Annotated in this window: 15 protein-coding genes; 6 read left to right on the forward strand and 9 right to left on the reverse strand. The window is 70.1% G+C overall.

Annotated features, from left to right (window positions below):
• Position 1: 1 nt before the first annotated feature.
• The 3 genes from CCL05_RS17000 (at position 2) to CCL05_RS17010 (ending at position 2,392) form a co-directional block, all read left to right on the forward strand.
• On the forward strand, positions 2-1,282 hold the full coding sequence (locus CCL05_RS17000; RefSeq protein ID WP_086561360.1) for a coiled-coil domain-containing protein: 1,281 nt from the start codon (positions 2-4) through the stop codon (positions 1,280-1,282).
• A 39-nt stretch (positions 1,283-1,321) separates the two neighbouring features.
• A complete protein-coding gene (locus CCL05_RS17005; RefSeq protein WP_086561371.1) occupies positions 1,322-1,546 on the forward strand; it encodes an FmdB family zinc ribbon protein in 225 nt (74 codons plus the stop codon).
• Between the two features lie 78 nt (positions 1,547-1,624).
• On the forward strand, positions 1,625-2,392 hold the full coding sequence (locus tag CCL05_RS17010; RefSeq protein ID WP_086561361.1) for a DedA family protein: 768 nt from the start codon (positions 1,625-1,627) through the stop codon (positions 2,390-2,392).
• On the opposite strand, the gene CCL05_RS17015 is transcribed toward CCL05_RS17010, so the two are convergent.
• The 3 genes from CCL05_RS17015 to CCL05_RS17025 all read right to left on the reverse strand — a co-directional run bounded on the left by CCL05_RS17015 (position 2,313) and on the right by CCL05_RS17025 (position 7,009).
• Complete coding sequence (locus tag CCL05_RS17015; RefSeq protein WP_086561362.1) at positions 2,313-3,122, reverse strand: HAD family hydrolase; 810 nt, start codon at positions 3,120-3,122, stop codon at positions 2,313-2,315. The two genes, CCL05_RS17010 and CCL05_RS17015, sit on opposite strands and share 80 nt — an antisense overlap.
• Positions 3,122-5,779 carry a phosphoribosyltransferase gene (locus CCL05_RS17020; RefSeq protein ID WP_244204305.1) on the reverse strand — a complete coding sequence of 886 codons (2,658 nt, stop codon included), beginning with the start codon at positions 5,777-5,779 and terminating at the stop codon, positions 3,122-3,124. Before CCL05_RS17020 ends, CCL05_RS17015 begins: the two co-directional genes overlap by 1 nt.
• A 63-nt stretch (positions 5,780-5,842) precedes the next feature.
• On the reverse strand, positions 5,843-7,009 hold the full coding sequence (locus CCL05_RS17025) for an HpcH/HpaI aldolase/citrate lyase family protein (protein ID WP_086561363.1): 1,167 nt from the start codon (positions 7,007-7,009) through the stop codon (positions 5,843-5,845).
• A 228-nt stretch (positions 7,010-7,237) separates the two neighbouring features.
• On the opposite strand from CCL05_RS17025, the gene CCL05_RS17030 reads away from it, so the two are divergent.
• On the forward strand, positions 7,238-8,161 hold the full coding sequence (locus CCL05_RS17030) for a TerD family protein (protein ID WP_086561364.1): 924 nt from the start codon (positions 7,238-7,240) through the stop codon (positions 8,159-8,161).
• A gap of 265 nt (positions 8,162-8,426) precedes the next feature.
• Here CCL05_RS17030 and CCL05_RS17035 read toward each other — a convergent pair whose 3' ends face one another.
• The 6 genes from CCL05_RS17035 to CCL05_RS17060 all read right to left on the reverse strand — a co-directional run bounded on the left by CCL05_RS17035 (position 8,427) and on the right by CCL05_RS17060 (position 13,013).
• The gene (locus tag CCL05_RS17035) at positions 8,427-9,164 is read right to left on the reverse strand and encodes a TerD family protein (protein WP_086561365.1); all 738 of its coding nucleotides are present in this window, start codon (positions 9,162-9,164) and stop codon (positions 8,427-8,429) included.
• Positions 9,165-9,293: 129 nt separating this feature from the next.
• Positions 9,294-10,439, reverse strand: coding sequence for a DUF475 domain-containing protein (locus CCL05_RS17040; protein ID WP_086561366.1), 1,146 nt, complete (start codon positions 10,437-10,439; stop codon positions 9,294-9,296).
• Positions 10,440-10,564: 125 nt separating this feature from the next.
• Positions 10,565-11,140 (reverse strand): TerD family protein, encoded by a 576-nt coding sequence (locus CCL05_RS17045; protein ID WP_086561367.1) that lies wholly within the window; start codon positions 11,138-11,140, stop codon positions 10,565-10,567.
• 121 nt (positions 11,141-11,261) lie between these two features.
• Complete coding sequence (locus CCL05_RS17050) at positions 11,262-11,837, reverse strand: calcium homeostasis/redox stress adaptation protein (RefSeq protein WP_086561368.1); 576 nt, start codon at positions 11,835-11,837, stop codon at positions 11,262-11,264.
• 147 nt (positions 11,838-11,984) lie between these two features.
• Positions 11,985-12,443 (reverse strand): peroxiredoxin, encoded by a 459-nt coding sequence (locus CCL05_RS17055; RefSeq protein ID WP_010048511.1) that lies wholly within the window; start codon positions 12,441-12,443, stop codon positions 11,985-11,987.
• Between the two features lie 132 nt (positions 12,444-12,575).
• Positions 12,576-13,013, reverse strand: a complete 438-nt coding sequence (locus CCL05_RS17060; RefSeq protein ID WP_010048512.1) for a DUF3052 domain-containing protein — start codon at positions 13,011-13,013, stop codon at positions 12,576-12,578.
• A gap of 447 nt (positions 13,014-13,460) precedes the next feature.
• Here CCL05_RS17060 and aceE point away from each other — a divergent pair, with 447 nt between their 5' ends.
• Together aceE and CCL05_RS17070 are read left to right on the forward strand one after the other, a co-directional pair.
• Complete coding sequence (gene aceE, locus CCL05_RS17065) at positions 13,461-16,208, forward strand: pyruvate dehydrogenase (acetyl-transferring), homodimeric type (RefSeq protein WP_086561369.1); 2,748 nt, start codon at positions 13,461-13,463, stop codon at positions 16,206-16,208.
• 83 nt (positions 16,209-16,291) lie between these two features.
• Positions 16,292-17,026, forward strand: coding sequence for a potassium channel family protein (locus tag CCL05_RS17070; protein ID WP_086561370.1), 735 nt, complete (start codon positions 16,292-16,294; stop codon positions 17,024-17,026).
• The last annotated feature ends 99 nt before the right edge of the window (positions 17,027-17,125 follow it).

Here is a 17,125-nt window from a genome sequence, read left to right on the forward strand (position 1 = left end):
CCTGCTGGCCGCGCTGGCGCTGCCCGCCGCCTTCGCGGGCGGCGGCACCCGGCGCTGGTTCGGCGGTCGTGCCGAGAGCCAGCGGGCCGAGGCACAGGCCGCGAAGGACGCCGCCGCGGCCGCCTTCTACGAGCTCGACACCGCGCAGCGCGACCTGCGCATCTCGATCGAGACGATCACCGCCGTCGACAACTCCCCCGCCGCCCGGCACGCCGTCGCCGACTTCGACGCGCTCGGCCGGCGCATCGACGAGGCCAGCAGCCAGTACATCAACGCCGTCGACGCCCACGACCTCGACCGCGACGACCTGGAGGCCTCGGCCGCCTCGCGCGCCCGCACCGAGCTGACCGCCGCCAAGGAGGAGCTCGGCCGGGTCAAGCAGGAGCTGGACCGGTTCACCGAGGGCCTCGGCCCGCTGCTCGGCAAGGCCGAGACCCAGCTGGCCCGCCTCGCCCCGGCGGTCGAACGCGCCCGCCAGGCCCTGCTCGCCGCCTCCAACGCCCTCGACTCCGTACGGGCGACGGGACTGAAGGCCGACGACCTCGCCGCCCGTCTCGCCGCCCTCTCCCCCGAGCTCACCAAGCTGAACCAGGGCGCCGGGCAGCACGGCGTACCGCAGACCCTGGAGCGGGCCGAGCAGGTCACCCGGGGGGCCGAAGCGGTCCGTGTGGAGGCCGAGCGGCTGCCGGAGCGCGCCGCCGAGATCGATCACCGTCTGGTCTCCCTGCGCACGCGCGCCCAGGCCCTCACCACCCGCTCCGAGCAGGTCGAACCGATCCTGAGCGAACTGCGCCGCCGGTTCAGCGTGGCCTGCTGGCAGGACCTGCAAGGCGTCCCCGGCGTCGCCGCCGAGAACGTACGCCAGGCCGAGAGGAAACTGGCCGAGGCCCAGTCCGCCCGCGACGAACAGCGCTGGCCCGATGCCACGGCCCTGCTGTCGACCGTACGAGCCCTGCTGAACGCCACCGACGAGGCCGTCTCGGCCGCCGGCGACCGCCTGCACCGCCTGAACGCCGTGCAGAAGGATCCCCAGCAGGAGATCGAGCGGACCCGCTTCGCCATCCGCGACGCCCAGCGCCTGGCCATGGCCGGCCGCAACACCCCCGACCCGCGCCACGCCCGCCCACTGGACGACGCGGTGGCCCGCCTGGAACGCGCCATCGCCACCCTCGACGGCCGCCACCCCGACTACTGGCACTTCCTCACGGAGACGGAAGCGGTCCGCCGGACGGTGGCCCACGTGGTCTCCGAGATCCGCGAGGAACGCGGTGCCGGGCATTGACCGTGCCGGTCACCTGACCGTGCCGGTTAATCTGTGGGCATGCCTCGCTACGAGTACCGCTGCCGGACCTGCGGCGACACCTTCGAACTCAGCCGTCCCATGGCTCAGTCCTCCGCTCCCGCGGCCTGCCCCTCGGGTCACGACGACACGGTGAAGCTCCTGTCCACCGTCGCGGTGGGCGGCTCGGCCTCCGGCCCGGCACCGGCACCCCGCTCGGGCGGCGGTGGCGGTGGCGGCTGCTGCGGAGGCGGCTGCTGCGGCTGACGCCACTCGTCAGGCTTCCTCAGGCTTCCTCAGGCTTCCTCAGGAGTTCTTCAGCTTCGGTTTCCTAGCGTGGCCGGCATGACAGCCATCGCAGCGGACACCGGGCCGCAGTGGGTCAACGACCTGATGGACGCTCTGGGCGCCCCGGGTGCCGGTCTCGCCATCGCCCTGGAGAACCTGTTCCCGCCGCTGCCCAGCGAGGTCATCCTGCCTCTCGCCGGCTTCGCCGCGAGCAGCGGCCGGATGGGTCTGCTCGCGGTCCTGCTGTGGACGACTGCCGGCTCGGTGATCGGCGCCCTCGCGCTGTACGGCATCGGCGCGCTGCTCGGCCGTGACCGGACGGTGGCGATGGCGGCCCGGCTGCCGCTGGTGAAGGTCTCCGACATCGAGCGGACGGAGGCGTGGTTCCTGCGGCACGGCACCAAGGCGGTGTTCTTCGGCCGGATGATCCCGATCTTCCGCAGCCTGATCTCCGTGCCGGCGGGCGTGGAACGCATGCGCCTGCCGGTGTTCCTGGGCCTGACCACCCTGGGCAGCGCGATCTGGAACACGGCGTTCGTCCTCGCGGGTTACGCGCTCGGCGCGAACTGGCACCAGGTGTCGGACCTCGTCTCCACCTACTCCAAGGTGGTCCTGGCTGTGGCCGCCGTGGCGGTGGCGGCGTTCATCGGCGTACGGCTGCTACGACGCCCCAAAGGGGCGCGGGGAACTGCGCGACAAGCCACCGCGACGCCGCACCCGCACGACGACCAGGACACCCGAGTGCTCAGGCGCCCCGTACTGCCCCCAGAAACTCCCGCAGGATCCGCTCCCCCGCAAGGACGCCCCGCTCGGGAAGCGCCCTGATCGCGGGAGCCGTCCAGCCCGTGTCGGCCAGCTCCCCGTGGCCCGGGCGCCAGCCCTGGTCGGCCGCGAGGAGCAGGTCGGCGTCGAGCAGGGAGTCGCCGGCGGCGAGGGTGAGATCGGCGCCGGTCCGCCGGGCGACCTCGCGCATCGCCGCGCTCTTGGTGAGCGGCTTGGGCACGGCGTAGATCTTGCGGCCCTGGAGGGACACGGTCCAGCCGCGGTTCTCCGCCCAGACCGCGAGTTCCTTCACCCAGTCCTCGTTGAGCAGTTCACGCTCGACGACGAGGTAGGCGAAGAGGTCGTCGGCGACGCGGTGCTTGCGCACCCAGACCGGGTCGGCGGCCCTGAGCAGGTGTTCCTGCACCTCGGCCAGGGGCGCGCACTGTTCGGCCAGCCGCGCGGTCACAGTTGCGTGCCAGTCGGGGTCGGACACGCCGTCCACCAGGATGTGGCCGCCGTTCGCGCAGATCGCGTAGGCGGGCGCGGGGCCCGGCAGGTTGATGCGCAGGTACTGCTTGCGCGTGCGGGTCGTCGTCGGCACGAACACGGCCGCGTCGCCCAGGTCGGTGAGGAGCTGGGCCGCCGTCTCCGTCATGTACGACAGCGGTCTGCTCTCGTGCACCTCCACGCACAGCAGCCGGGGCGCCCGCGCGTCCGGCATGGTCAGCGCCAGAGCCGCGGCGGAGTAGATCAGGGTGCGGTCGAGGTCGCTCGCGACGAGTGCGGGCATCAGACCGTCACCGCCTTGCCGTCGGCGCCGGTCGCGCCCCGGGTGTACTGGGGGTGGATCAGGCCGACGCAGGTGTACGGCAGTTCGGCCACCTCCTCGACGGGCACGCCGCGTTGCCCGGCCAGCAGGCGGACGTGGTCGAGGTCGCTGCCCGCCCCGGCGCGTGCCAGGACCTTCCAGGGTACGCGGCGCAGCATCACCCGGGTGGTCTCGCCGACGCCGGGCTTGACGAGGTTCACGTCGTGGATGCCGTACTCCTCGCTGATGCGCTCGACGGCGGCCCAGCCCTCCCAGGTGGGCGAGCGGTCGGCGGCGAGCAGTTCCTTGGCCTCGGCGCAGGCGGCGTCCGCGACCTCGGGGAAGCGGGCGGAGACGGCATCCAGGAAGGTCACCGAGACGTCGGCGCCGGCGAGTTCGCGGTAGAACTTGGCGCCGTGGTAGTCGTGCGGTCCGACCAGGTCCGCCCGGAGCACGGTCCGCGAGATCAGGCCGGACACGGTCGAGTTGAGGCAGGCGGAGGGGATGAGGAAGTCCTCGCGGGTGCCGTAGGTCCGTACGCAGGAGCCCGGGTCGGCCAGGACGGCGATCTCGGGGCTGAAGCCGGTGATGCCGTCGGACTTCTCGAACTCCTCCAGGGCCTGGGCGAGTTCGCGGGTGATGGCGCCCTTGCCGGTCCAGCCGTCGACGAAGACGACGTCCCGGGGGTCGTGGTGCCCGGCGAGCCAGCGCAGGGCGTTGGCGTCGATGCCGCGGCCGCGGACGATCGACACGGCGTAGTGCGGCAGGTCGAGGCCGTGCCGGTGCTGGGCCCAGCGGCGCATGAGGATGCCGATCGGGGTGCCCGCGCGGGCCAGGGAGACCAGGACCGGGCGGGGCGACCGCTCGGCCAGGACGGTCTCGGTGACCACGCCGACCGCCTGGGCGATGCGGGCCGCCGAGTCCTCCAGTGCGGCGTGGAACAGCTCCTGGTACCGCTCGCTCGGCTGGTACTCCACGGGCAGCGACTCGGCGTAGTGCGCGCCGCCGCTCTGGATGGCCTCCTCGCGCTCCTCGGTCGGCGCCTCCAGCGTCACGTCCGAGAGGTCCTGGAGCAGCCAGCCGACCTCCTCGGGCGCGTACGAGGAGAAGGCGGGGCCGCGGAGGGGCTCGGGCAGCATGGAGGGCCTTTCGGGGGCGTGCGGGGCCGTTGGGGCGTACGACGGTACGACGGCGAGGAGAACCCGCGGCGTGTGTGCGGCGAGCCGGGCGAGGAGTCCGTCGGGAGCGTGCAGCGCGGGGGTGTCCGCAGCCGAGTCGACGACGGCGACGACGGCGTCGAAGCCGGCGCCCGCGACGTTGTAGGCGTACCGATCGCCGGGGCCGTCGGCGGGGTCGTCATGGGCGGGGAAGACCAGGCGGGTGCGTATCGCGTAACCCGGGTCGTCGACGGCGAGGACGGGCGAGCGGGTGGTGGTCGAGTAGCGGACCTCGACGTCGGTGCTCTGCTCCAGCTCGCGCGCGAGCCTGAGCGGGGCGTACATCAGCTCCTCGAAGCCGAGGACGAGGACGCGGCGGGCGCCCTGGGGCAGCGCGTCCGCCAGGCGGCGGGCCATCGCCGGGAGGGCGTCCTCCAGGCGCTCGCGATGCGCGGGGGTGAACCCGTGCCGGCCGCCGTCCGGCAGGTCGGCGGGCCAGTGCAGGTCAACGCGGGTGACGTGGGGGTCGGTGCCGTTGCCGTCCGGGTGCGGGCCGGTGGGGGCTGTTCGCGCAGTTCCCCGCGCCCCTTGGGGGCGTTGCCCCAGGGGCGCGGGGAACTGCGCGACCGGCCACGACGCTGCCGCAGACGACGAACCACCCTCCGCGGCAGTCTCGGACTCGTACCGCGCAACCAACTTCCGCCCCTTCTCCAGCACCCCATCGGGCAGCCGCACGGTCCCCGAGGCCGCCGCGACCAGGTCTACCCGGGCTCCGATCTCACGGGCGAACTCCTCCAGCCGACCGGCATCTGCCGCCGACCGCATGTCCACCAGCGCCACCACGACATACCGCCGCCGCGGATACCGCGCATGAAGATCCCGGACGGTGTTCAGCACCGTGTTCCCCGTGGAGAACTCGTCGTCCACCAGGACCAGCGGCCCGTCGCCGCTGAGCAGCGCGGGGTCCTCCGGCAGCAGCAGGTGCGAGGTCGCGTGCGAGTGGGACTCCTCGAAGCCGCCGGCCGGGGCGAGACCGGCGACGGGGCGGCGGGTGGAGTGCAGGTAGGGGGCGAGGCCCAGACCGTCGGCGACAGAGTGGCCGAGGCCGGTCGCGGTCTCCGCGTAGCCGAGGACGACCGCGCGGCGCGCCTCCTCGGCGCCCAGCAGTGCCCGCACGCGGCGGCCCAGCTCGAAGCCGTGGTCGTAGACCACGGACGGTGACTGCGGGACGTGCTTGCCGAGCACGTTCGACACCAGCAGGTGGGCCCGCTTGGGGTTGCGGCGCAGGGCCAGTCCCAGCAGGTCGGTCAGCCGGTCGTCGCCGACGAGTTCGACGCCGAGCCGCTCGGCCACCCAGCTGCCCGACCAGACGCCATCGGCACCGCCGGCCGTGCCAGCCTTCCCCGAATCCCCGTAGCCGTGGCCGTCGCCGTCGCCGTCGCGCACCTGGTCGTGCACCCCCTCGTTCACTGCCTTCTCCATGAATTCCCTGCGTCGAAGTCGCCGGTCTCCCCGGCGATCCTGCGGTCCTTGGATGCGGTGCGTTCAGTCGAGCAGGCCGGCCGCGAGCAGCTCCACGAAGCCGATGTCCTCGTTCGCCACGCCGAAAACCTCGGCACGCAGCAGGGTCCGCTCGGCCCAGGCCCGATGCGGCTTCACCTCGTTCATCTTGTTCGTGTACGCCGACCTCAGCACACCCCCGCCGCCGCGCTCGGGGCGCAGGATGTCCTGGGCGTCCGAGAACTCCTCGTGGCTGACGACCGACAGGGCGTGCACGGGCAGCACGTGCGAGGGGTGGATGCAGGTCTTGCCCAGCAGTCCGTTGGCCTGGTCCAGGGAGATCTCCCTGAGCAGGCCGTCCATGGCGTGCTCAATCAGCTTCTCGCGCAGTTCCGCGGCCTGCACCTCAAGGAAGGGGCTCTGCCGCAGCAGCGGCTTGAACATGCGCTCCTGGACCCGGAAGTACTCCCACACCGGCCCGGTCACGGTGAAGCCGGTCCCGTCGGCGCGGCCCAGCATGTTCACCACGTCGGCGATCACCGAGGCGACGATCTGCACGTCGTAGGCCGTCATGTCGGGGCCTCTGCGCAGCCCGTACGAGGAGCAGAAGTCCGTCACGCCGAGGCGCAGGGCGAGGACGCGGTCGCGGTACTTGTCGACCGCCCGGGAGATGCCCTCCAGGGTCGCCACGCGCGACTCGCGGTAGAGCAGCTCCGGCGACTCCAGTACCGGCATGGCGAAAAGCCGCCGGCCGCCTTCGGCCTCGGCGCTCGCCAGTGCCTCCAGGAAGGGGATGCCGCGTTCCTCGGTGAACTTCGGCAGGACGAATCCGGACAGCAGCCGGGCGGCGGGCCCGAGGCGTCGCACCAGGTCGGGGATCTGCTCGGGGACGCGGACCCGGATGAAGAGCAGCGGCAGGTCCGCGCCCGGGCGGTCGGCGAGGGCCGTGAGCTGGCGGACGAGGTTCTCCTCGCCCGGGCCGACCTCGGCGTCGTCGATCGAGTCCTCCAGGCACAGGACCATGGAGACCACGCCGCGACCGGCCTGTTTGAGGATGTCGTCGGCGAGGCGGGTCCGGGTGGCCGGGCTGTAGAGCGTGGCGCCGAGGGCGGCCGAGAGCAGCCGGGCCGGCGAATCACCGGTGAACGTACACGGCTCGCGGTAGAAGAGACGCTTCCGCACCTCAGGGGCGATGTGCCCGAAATGCCGCATGGAACTCCCCCGTGGTGGTTGTACGACCTGCGAATCGTCGAAAGGTGGCCGGTAATAGTACGTAGAAGGCCATGGCAGAGGTTCCCATCAGGCATGAATTTCAGGTAACGCGGGCAAGCACAGCCGGGCCCGGCCATGACGACGGTAGTCCGCGAGGGCCGTCGGCGCCGCTCGGGCACCGCGGGCCCCGCGTTGTCGTGAGCAGGACCGAGAAGGCAGGATGACCGCATGACGCACGCGATGCTGAAGGGGTCGAACGTCCCGCTGGAAGCCACCACGGTGCGCGCCGTGCTGCGCTGGACATCCGGGCAGGGGGTTCCGGACGTCGACGCCTCCGCGCTGCTCCTCGGCCCCGACGGTCACGTGCGCTCCGACGAGGACTTCGTTTTCTACAACCAGCCCCGGCACCCGTCCGGGAAGGTGTGGCGGCTCGGCAAGAAGCGGGTCTCCGAGGGCCTCACCGACACGATCCAGACAGATCTCGCCGGTGTCGAGTCGGGGGTCAGCCGGATTCTGCTGGTCGCTTCGGCGGACGGCGTCACGTTCGACCGCGTACGAGCGCTGCGCATTCTGCTGTACGACGCGGCGGGCACCGGCGCGGAGGCTCTGGCGTACTTCGACGTCAAGCCGGAGACGGGCCAGGAGACCGCGCTGATCTGCGGCGAGCTGTACCGGCGCGGCGAGGGCTGGAAGTTCCGGGCACTGGGCGAGGGCTATTCCAACGGGCTTCAGGGGCTCGCGACCGACTACGGCATCTCGGTGGACGAGTCGGAGGCGATGGAGGAGGCGGCCGGACAGCCGGCGACCGCCGACCCGGCACCGTCCACGACCTCCGCCACGACCCAGCAGCCCCCGGCCGCCGCCCAGCCCTCCCCCGAGGTGTCCCGGCCGCTGCCGCCGGAGCAGCCGACCGTGGTGCCCGCGCAGCCCGGGTACGGCTATCCGCCGCCCCAGCAGCCCCCGGCGACCCAGCCGGCGTACGGCTATCCGCAGCCCACCGGCCAGCCCGCGTACGGCTACCCCCAGGCACCGGCGACCGCGGGCGTCACGGGCGCGCAGTCCGGCTACGGCTACCCGGAGCCGGTCGCGGCCGCGGCCCCCGACCCGGACTTCCGCCTGCCCCCGCAGGGCCCGCAGTTCATCGGACGCTAGGCGGGACCGGCCCTCGGGGGTGTCCGCCGAGGGCGGGTACGCCTAGGGCCTGTCGTTTGGATCACGTCGCAGACGCGGGGTCTGGCACGCGCATCTGCGGCGTTGTCGTCAGTCGCCAACTCCCCCACGCTCGGCTTCGCTCGCGCGGGCGGTGCCCCCATCGCGTTGACTCCCTCCTCCGCCTTGCAGCTGCACGCACCAGACCCCGCTCACCGGCGCTGATCAGCTCTGTCGGTTCCCTGCGACCTGATCCAAACGACAGGCCCTAGCGCTCGACCTTCGTCTTGTAACCCCGCCCCCACTGGAGCCCCCACCCGTACAACCGGTCCAGCTCGGCCTGGAACCCGTAGACGAACTTCACCTCGCGGCGCACGATGATCTCGTTCTTGACCTTTTCGATCATGACGACGGCGCAGGAGCGGGCCTGCGGCTGGCGTTCGTCGAGGTGGATCTCGATGCGGGGGCCGTTGCTCGGGTAGAGCGTGACGATGGCGTGGGCACGGTCGAAGGCGGGTGTCGCGTCGTAGATGTAGACGAAGACCAGGAGCCGCTTGATGGCGTCGCGGTGGTCGAGGTTGATGTACATCGTCTCGCCGGACGCGGAGCCGAAACGGTCGTCGCCGCTGAGCTTGACGTACGGCGGGGCGTTGACCTCACCGAAGTAGCCGCCGAGGGGCTGGACGACGCCCTTGCTGCCGTCCTGGAGTTCGTACAGACAGCCCAGGTCGAGGTCGACGTTGACCACGCTCTGGCTGTGGCCGATGACCTCCGGCGGCTTCAGGGCCCTGAAGGGGTGCCGCAGCAGGCTCTCGCGCTGCGGGCCGCCGATGTCGGAGGTACGCATCCGCCAGCTCAGGTTGACCCGGAGATGGCCGGTGGCCGCGTCCTGTTTGGTGAGTGATATCTGCGCGCGCCGCTTGGTCAGTTCGATCGCGTTGGTTGCCGCGTGCCCCGAGTCGAACTGCACATCGCGCCCACGCCGGAGTCCGTCGAACAGGCCCATTCCGCCCCCACGTTCCCTTGGTGACCGCGGGTCCTCGCCGTACCCACGGCCCTTGACGACCGACGGGGCGGCCCCGAGGAGTCACCTCGGTGGCCGCCCCGCACAGAGCGTTCCTCACCCGGAGGGGTGTCACACCCCGGACGAGACCTCAGTCTTCTCGTCCGAGCCGGCTTTTCCCTCGGCCGCCGCGATCGCCTTGTTGCGGCGCACGGAGGACCAGAAGGAGGCGGCGATCAGGATGACGCCGATGGAGCCGGTGATGAACTCGTTGATCTGGTACTGGATGGTGACGAGCAGGACCATGGCGAGCGCGCCGATCGCGTAGTGCGCGCCGTGCTCCAGGTAGACGTAGTCGTCGAGGGTGCCCTGGCGGACCAGGTAAACCGTCAGCGACCGGACGTACATGGCGCCGATGCCGAGGCCGAGGGCCATCAGGACGATGTCGTTGGTGATGGCGAAGGCGCCGATCACGCCGTCGAACGAGAAGGACGCGTCCAGGACCTCGAGGTAGAGGAACATGAAGAAGGCGGCCTTGCCGGCCAGCTGGACCGCCGAGCGGGGCTTGCCGGTGCGTTCGGCCTCTTCCTCGGCCTCTTGCTCGCGTTCCTCCTCCTCTTCGAGCTTGTCCTCGAAGTAGCCGGAGAGACCGCCGACGATCATGTAGGTGATCAGACCGGCGATACCGGAGAGCAGGACCGTCTCCGCCTTGTCGGCGTGCGCGCCGCCGTGCTGGTGGGCGTTGGCCGCGAAGGTCAGCGCCGAGATCAGCAGGACGATCAGCGCGATGCAGACCGACAGCATGTCGACCTTGCCGAGCTTGGCCAGCGGGCGCTCCAGCCACTGGAGCCACTTGATGTCCCGGTCCTCGAAGATGAAGTCCAGGAAGATCATCAGCAGGAACATGCCACCGAAGGCGGCGATCGCCGGGTGGGCGTCCGTCACCAGCTGCTGGTACTGCTCCTTGTCGTTCAGGGCGAGTTCGACGGCCTTGATCGGGCCCAGCTGGGCGCTGAGCGCGACGATCACGACAGGGAAGACCAGCCGCATGCCGAAGACGGCGATCAGAATGCCGACCGTGAGGAAGATCTTCTGCCAGAAGGCATTCATCTTCTTCAGGATCCCGGCGTTGACCACCGCGTTGTCGAAGGACAGCGAGATCTCGAGGACGGAGAGGATCGCGACGATGCCGAGCGCGGTCCACCCGCCGAACAGGACCGCCGCGACCAGGCCGAGCGCGGTGACCGCGAACGACCACCCGAAGGTTTTCAGAACCACTGGCTACCCAATCGTGTGTGTACGGGGCTCCCCCGCGCCGTACCCGGCTTTACGAACTTTTGAAGCCGAAGTCTAGTCGGGCCCCCGCCGCACCCCACTGGCCCCTGGATTTTGCTCATAACGCGTTATGAGACGTTGACCCCGAAGTCCAGTGCGATGCCCCGCAGCCCCGACGCGTACCCCTGCCCGACGGCCCTGAACTTCCATTCGCCCTGGTAGCGATAGACCTCGCCGAAGATCATCGCGGTCTCCGTGGAGGCGTCCTCGCTGAGGTCGTAGCGGGCGAGTTCCTGGCCGTCCGCCTGGTTCACCACGCGGATGAAGGCGTTGCTGACCTGGCCGAAGGTCTGGTTCCGCTCGTCGGCCATGTGGATGGAGACCGGAAAGACGATCTTGTCGCACTGGGGCGGCACCTTGGAGAGGTCGATCAGGAGCGACTCGTCGTCGCCGTCGCCCTCACCGGTGAGGTTGTCACCGGTGTGCTCCACGGAACCGTCCGGGCTCTTGAGCTGGTTGTAGAACACGAACCACTCGTCCCCGAGCACGCGCCCGCCGCTGCACAGCAGCGCGCTGGCGTCGAGGTCGAACGGGGCTCCGGTGGTGGAGCGCGCGTCCCAGCCGAGCCCGATCATCACCTGAGTGAGGTTCGGTGCGGCCTTGGACAGGGAGACGTTGCCCCCTTTGGCGAGCGTGACGCCCATGATGCTGTCCCTCCCCGGGTGGTGTTTCTCAGGTGGTCCTGCACGTCCGGCGCCGCACGTAAACCGTGCGGCGCCGGACAGGAAGACCTGGGGGCCCTGTCGTCAGGGCCCTTCGGATGGCTCAGACGTTCACGCCGAAGTCCTGCGCGATGCCGCGCAGGCCCGAGGCGTAGCCCTGGCCGATGGCGCGGAACTTCCACTCCGCGCCGTGCCGGTAGAGCTCACCGAAGACCATGGCGGTCTCGGTGGAGGCGTCCTCGCTCAGGTCGTAGCGGGCGATCTCGGTGCCGCCGGCCTGGTTCACGACGCGGATGAACGCGTTGCGCACCTGGCCGAAGGACTGCTGGCGGGTCTCGGCGTCGTAGATGGAGACCGGGAAGACGATCTTCTCGACGTCGGCCGGGACCGTGGCGAGGTTGACCTTGATCTGCTCGTCGTCGCCCTCGCCCTCACCGGTGAGGTTGTCGCCGGTGTGCTCGACGGAGCCCTCGGGGCTCTTGAGGTTGTTGAAGAAGACGAAGTGCGCGTCGCTGGCGACCTTGCCGGAGTTGTTCAGCAGCAGCGCGCTGGCGTCCAGGTCGAAGTCGGTGCCGGTCGTGGTGCGGACGTCCCACCCCAGACCGACGATGACCGCGGTCAGGCCCGGCGCCTCCTTGGTCAGCGATACGTTGCCGCCCTTGCTGAGGCTGACTCCCACGAGTCCTCCATTGGTGTCCGGGGGCGGGATGCCCCGTTGTGCTCGGATGTCGGATCAACGAATCGATCCTAGTGACGGGTTCCCGCCCCACGCAGGCCCTGAAGCCGACAAATCAGCGGGTGTCGAGCGCATGACGCCCGACCGGCGTCACAGGGTGTCGAGCGCCTTCACGTAGTCGTTCAGGTCGCGCGCGTCCGGCAGGCCGTTGACGACCGTCCAGCGCACGACGCCCTCCTTGTCGATGACGAAGGTGCCGCGCACGGCGCAGCCCTTGTCCTCGTCGAAGACGCCGTAGGCGCGCGAGACGTTGCCGTGCGGCCAGAAGTCCGACAGCAGGGGGTACTCCAGGCCCTCCTGCTCGGCGAAGACGCGCAGGGTGTGGATGGAGTCGTTGGAGACGGCGAGCAGCTGGGTGTCGCGGTCGGAGAACTGCGGCAGGTTGTCCCGCAGCTCGCACAGCTCGCCCGTGCACACGCCGGTGAAGGCGAAGGGGTAGAAGAGCAGCACCACGTTCTTCCGACCGCGGAAGTCGGACAGCTTCACGCTCGCGCCGTGGTTGTCCTTGAGCTCGAAGTCGGGGGCCTTCTCGCCGACCTGGATCGCCATCGTTGTGGGTGTCCCTTCGTGGGGCTTCTCGAATGGGCCCCACCCTACGCAGGGACCGGCGCAGACCGGTGGGCGGGCCGACGATGCCGGCCCGCCCCGTCCGTACGGCTGACGTGTGGACGTGCCGTACGGCTAACGCTTCGACTTGGCGGCTTTGGGCGTCGCCAGCCGGCTGCCGCTCCAGTCCTTGCCGACGCTGACGCTCTTGGACGCCGTCAGACCCGCCGTGGTGGCGGCTTCCGAGATGTCGCTCGGCTCCACATAGCCCGAACGGCCGGTCTTCGGCGTGAGGAGCAGGATCGCGCCGCCCTCTTCGATGTACGTGGTGGCATCGACCAGCGCATCCGTCAGGTCGCCGTCGTCGTCACGGAACCACAGCACAACGGCGTCGGCCACGTCGTCGTAGTCCTCGTCCACCAGGTCGCCCTCGACGATGCCTTCAATGGCCTCGCGGAGTTCCTGGTCCACGTCGTCGTCGTAGCCGATCTCCTGGACCACCTGCCCGGGCTGGAACCCCAGCCTGGCGGCAGGGTTCGTCCGCTCCTCCGCGTGGTCCGCGGTCGCGCTCACGGGTTGCCTCCTGATCATTTCTTGGGATGTCGGTACCCCCTGCTCCTGTGAGCTCGGGGGAATCTCAGCCACGCGCGTGCGCGAAGCATTGGCCGTAGTCCACACGGGCGGGGCGGATCGCGCAAGTACCCGGCCGTTCAGACCGCCGAAACGGTGACGATCCTGGCGGTGTCACCGCAACTCCAGGCACACCATCATGGCCCGAGGTGACGCACACCACACCTTTCTGCCCTGTTTGGGCGTTTGGGAATCGTCTGGGGGTACGAGACTCGAAGGTATTCACCCCATACGTCACGGAGCTGGTCCCACGCCCGGGTTACCGATGGGTAGAGATGACGTTTACGGCCCCGAGGTGGACCATGGGGAGCGGCGCGGCCCAAGCGACAACGCCCGGCGACGACAGCGAAACAGCGGCCCTCGCAGGCCCTCTGACAGGTAAGGAACAGCGTGGCTTCCGCATCCGATCGCAACCCGATCATCATTGGCGGCCTTCCGAGTCAGGTTCCTGACTTCGATCCCGAAGAGACGCAGGAGTGGCTCGACTCCCTCGATGCCGCCGTCGACGAGCGCGGCCGGGAGCGCGCCCGTTATCTGATGCTGCGGCTGATCGAGCGGGCCCGCGAGAAGCGCGTGGCCGTGCCGGAGATGCGCAGCACGGACTACGTCAACACCATCCCCACCAAGAGCGAGCCGTTCTTCCCGGGCAACGAGGAGATCGAGCGGAAGATCCTCAACGCGACCCGGTGGAACGCGGCGGTGATGGTCTCCCGGGCCCAGCGCCCCGGCATCGGCGTGGGCGGCCACATCGCCACGTTCGCGTCCTCCGCCTCCCTCTACGACGTCGGCTTCAACCACTTCTTCCGCGGCAAGGACGAGGGCGACGGCGGCGACCAGGTCTTCTTCCAGGGGCACGCCTCGCCGGGCATCTACGCCCGCGCCTTCCTGCTGGACCGGCTCAGCGAGCAGCACCTGGACGGCTTCCGCCAGGAGAAGTCGAAGGCGCCGTACGGCCTGTCGTCCTACCCGCATCCGCGGCTCATGCCGGACTTCTGGGAGTTCCCGACGGTCTCGATGGGCCTCGGCCCGATCGGCGCGATCTACCAGGCGCGGATGAACCGCTACATGCACGCGCGCGGGATCGCCGACACCTCGAAGTCGCACGTGTGGGCGTTCCTCGGCGACGGCGAGATGGACGAGCCGGAGTCGCTGGGCCAGCTGTCCATCGCCGCCCGCGAGGGCCTGGACAACCTCACGTTCGTCGTCAACTGCAACCTGCAGCGCCTCGACGGCCCGGTGCGCGGCAACGGCAAGATCATCCAGGAGCTGGAGTCGATCTTCCGCGGCGCCGGCTGGAACGTGATCAAGCTGGTCTGGGACCGCACCTGGGACCCGCTGCTCGCCCAGGACCGCGACGGCGTGCTGGTCAACAAGATGAACACCACGCCGGACGGGCAGTTCCAGACGTACGCCACGGAGACCGGCGCGTACATCCGCGACCACTTCTTCGGCGACGACCACCGCCTGCGCGCGATGGTCGAGGGCATGACCGACGACCAGATCCTGCACCTGGGGCGCGGCGGTCACGACCACCGGAAGATCTTCGCGGCGTACAAGGCGGCCGTGGAGCACAAGGGCCAGCCGACGGTGATCCTCGCCAAGACGATCAAGGGCTGGACGCTCGGCCCGAACTTCGAGGGCCGCAACGCCACGCACCAGATGAAGAAGCTGACGGTCGACGACCTCAAGCGCTTCCGCGACCGCCTGCACCTGCCGATCTCGGACAAGGAGCTGGAGTCCGGCGCCCCGCCGTACTACCACCCGGGCCGGGACTCGGAGGAGATCCAGTACATGCACGACCGCCGCAAGGGCTGCGGCGGTTACGTCCCGACGCGTGTCGTGCGGTCCAAGCCGCTGCCGCTGCCCGAGGACAAGACGTATGCGACCGTGAAGAAGGGCTCGGGCCAGCAGTCCATCGCGACGACGATGGCGTTCGTCCGGCTCCTCAAGGACCTCATGCGGGACAAGGAGATCGGCAAGCGGTTCGTGCTGATCGCGCCCGACGAGTACCGCACGTTCGGCATGGACTCGTTCTTCCCGAGCGCGAAGATCTACAACCCGCTCGGCCAGCAGTACGAGTCGGTCGACCGTGATCTGCTGCTCGCCTACAAGGAGGCGCCGAACGGCCAGATGCTGCACGACGGCATCTCGGAGGCGGGCTGCACGGCATCCCTGATCGCCGCCGGCTCGGCCTACGCGACGCACGGCGAGCCGCTGATCCCGGTCTACGTCTTCTACTCGATGTTCGGTTTCCAGCGCACCGGCGACCAGTTCTGGCAGATGTCCGACCAGCTGGCCCGCGGTTTCGTCTTGGGCGCGACCGCCGGCCGGACGACCCTGACCGGTGAGGGCCTCCAGCACGCCGACGGCCACTCCCAGCTGCTGGCCTCCACGAACCCCGGCTGCGTGGCGTACGACCCGGCGTTCGGCTTCGAGATCGCGCACATCGTCAAGGACGGCCTGCGCCGCATGTACGGCGGCTCCGAGGAGCACCCGCACGGCGAGGACGTCTTCTACTACCTGACCGTCTACAACGAGCCGATCCAGCACCCGGCCGAGCCCGAGAACGTGGACGTCGAGGGCATCCTCAAGGGCGTCTACCGCTTCAGCGAGGGCACGGGCGGCTCGATCCCGGCGCAGATCATGGCGTCGGGTGTCGCGGTGCCGTGGGCGGTCGAGGCGCAGAAGATCCTCGCCGAGGAGTGGAACGTCAAGGCCGACGTCTGGTCGGCGACCTCCTGGAACGAGCTGCGGCGCGAGGCCGTGGCCTGCGAGGAGCACAACCTGCTGCACCCCGAGGAGGAGCAGCGGGTGCCGTACGTGACGCGGAAGCTGGCGGGCGCGGAGGGTCCGGTCGTGGCCGTGTCCGACTGGATGCGGTCGGTCCCGGACCAGATCGCGCGCTGGGTCCCGCAGACGTACCAGTCGCTCGGCGCGGACGGTTTCGGCTTCGCGGACACGCGGGGCGCGGCCCGCCGCTTCTTCCACATCGACGCGCAGTCGATCGTGGTGGGGGTGCTGACCGAGCTGGCCCGTGAGGGCAAGGTCGACCGGTCGGTGCTCAAGCAGGCCATCGACCGGTATCAGCTGCTCGACGTGTCGGCGGCCGACCCGGGGGTCGCGGGCGGCGACGCATAACGCGCCAGACCCTGTCAAGGGGTGGTGAGCCTCACGGGTACACCGTGGGCACACCACCCCTTCACCTTTTCTACGATTCGGCCATGCAGCAGAAGTCGACCCGACTCCGTTGGGAACAGCACACGCAGCGGCCGTTGTTCGGCCTGGCCCTGGCCTTCGCCGTCGCCTACGCGGTGCCGATCGTCCGGCCCGACGCGAGCCGGGACGTGGTGGAGGTGTGCACGGCGGTCGAGTGGGTGGTGTGGGGCGCGTTCGCGCTCGACTACGGCATCCGGCTCGCGCTCGCCGAGCAGCGGCTGGTGTTCGTACGGACGCACTGGCTCGACCTGGGCGCGGTGTTGCTGCCGATGTTTCAGCCGATGCGGTTGCTGCGGATGGTGTCGACGCTGCTGCTGGTCGGGCAGCGGGCGCGGATGGCCTCGCAGATAAGACTCACGACGTATGTCGTGGGTGCGGTGGTCGGGCTGCTGATGTTCGGGTCGCTGGCGGTGCTGTCGGTGGAGCGGGACGCGCCGGGCGGGAACATCCGGACGCTGGGTGATGCGGTGTGGTGGTCGTTCACGACGATGACGACCGTGGGGTACGGGGATCATGCGCCGACGACCGGGCTGGGGCGGATGCTGGCGGTCGGGCTGATGCTGTCCGGGATCGCCCTGCTGGGTGTGGTGACGGCGAACATCGCGGCCTGGTTCATCGCGCGGTTCGAGAAGGACGATGCGGAGGAGCGGCGGCAGACGGAGGCGATACGGGAGCTGACGGAGGAGGTTCGGGCGTTGCGGGGGGAAGTGGCGGCGTTGCGGGGGACGTCCGTTGAGTAGTGCACCGGGTTCGTGCCCGGGGCGGGTGGGTGCGCAGCCCGGCGGAGCGGGGTGCCGCTGCGCCCACCCGTGCCGCCTGCGGGCACCTCCCAGGCCCTT

Source organism: Streptomyces africanus (assembly GCF_002150735.1).
Classification (GTDB): domain Bacteria; phylum Actinomycetota; class Actinomycetes; order Streptomycetales; family Streptomycetaceae; genus Streptomyces; species Streptomyces africanus.